The sequence below is a fragment of the Erythrobacter sp. MTPC3 genome (assembly GCF_042854385.1).
GTDB lineage: Bacteria > Pseudomonadota > Alphaproteobacteria > Sphingomonadales > Sphingomonadaceae > Erythrobacter.
In genome coordinates, this window is record NZ_BTGP01000033.1 from 1 (window position 1) to 1,270 (window position 1,270).

The window sequence follows — 1,270 nt, forward strand, 5'->3', positions numbered from 1 at the left end:
TGACGTGACCCCCTGATTTTCCTCCAGTCTCGATTAGAGTCCGGCCCTGACAGAAGGACGGACGAGATGAAGAGAACGAGGTTTTCAGAAGAGCAGATCATTGGCGTACTGAAGGAGGTCGAGGCGGGAGCGAAGACCGCTGACCTGGCCCGTCGGCACGGCGTGTCCGAAGCGACGATCTACAACTGGAAGTCAAAGTATGGCGGGCTGGAGGTGTCCGAGGCTCGGCGGTTGAAGGCGCTCGAGAGCGAGAACGCAAAGCTCAAGCGCTTGCTGGCGGATGCGATGCTCGACCAGGCTGCCTTGAAGGATCTCTTGGCAAAAAAGTTCTGACGCCCGCCGCGAAGCGGGAAGCTGTTGCTCACCTCCAGGACTGCCATGGGATGAGCGAGCGGCGGGCGTGCCGGGTCATCGATGCCGATCGCAAGAGTGTGCGTTACCGTTCCACTAGGGACGATGACGCCGCGCTTCGTGAGAAGCTGCGCGAGCTGGCGAACCAGCGTCGCCGGTTCGGCTACCGCCGTCTGCACATCCTGCTGCGCCGGGAGGGCGTGATGATCAACCGCAAGAAGACCCAGCGTCTCTACCAGGAGGAGGGGCTGGCGGTCAGGCGGCGACGTAGCCGCAAGCGTGCTGTCGGGATCAGGGCGCCGGCTCCGGTTCTAGCGCTGCCGAACCAGCGCTGGAGCCTGGACTTTGTGCATGATCAGATGGCGTCAGGAAGACGGTTCCGCGTGCTCAACATCGTCGACGATGTGACCAGGGAGTGCCTGCGAGCGGTGCCGGACACATCGATCTCCGGTCGCAGGGTGGTGCGCGAACTGGCCGATCTGATCGCCGAGCGCGGCAAGCCCGGCATGATCGTGAGCGATAACGGCACCGAGCTCACCAGCAATGCGGTGCTGGCATGGTGCGGTGAGATCGGCGTGGAATGGCATTACATCGCGCCGGGCAAGCCTGTGCAAAACGGCTTCTGCGAGAGCTTTAACGGCCGGATGCGCGACGAGCTGCTGAACGAGACGCTGTTCCTCAGCCTTGCTCATGCCCGCGTCGAGATCGCCGCCTGGGTCGAGGACTACAACCGGGAGAGACCGCACTCATCTCTTGGCTATGCAACCCCGGCAGCGTTCGCCGCCGAACTGAATAAGCAATGGCCTGCTTCGCTACGCCCTACGGGCTCCGCTACGCAGCCCATTGCTTCAACCGCGCTCATGCGCAACAAAACGGCTCGGCTCTAATCCCAGCTGGAGGAAAGCTGGGGGTCACGTCA

At 62.7% G+C, this 1,270-nt stretch carries 1 protein-coding gene; it reads left to right on the forward strand.

The genetic code is table 11. The features are described 5' to 3' along the window. Window positions 1-66 precede the first annotated feature (66 nt). Window positions 67-1,238, forward strand: a protein-coding gene (locus ACGHU1_RS16840; RefSeq protein ID WP_390588874.1) for an IS3 family transposase whose coding sequence is annotated in 2 segments (ribosomal slippage) — window positions 67-319 and window positions 319-1,238 — 1,173 coding nt in all. Because the reading frame shifts where the segments join, the coding sequence is not laid out codon by codon here. Window positions 1,239-1,270 lie beyond the last annotated feature (32 nt).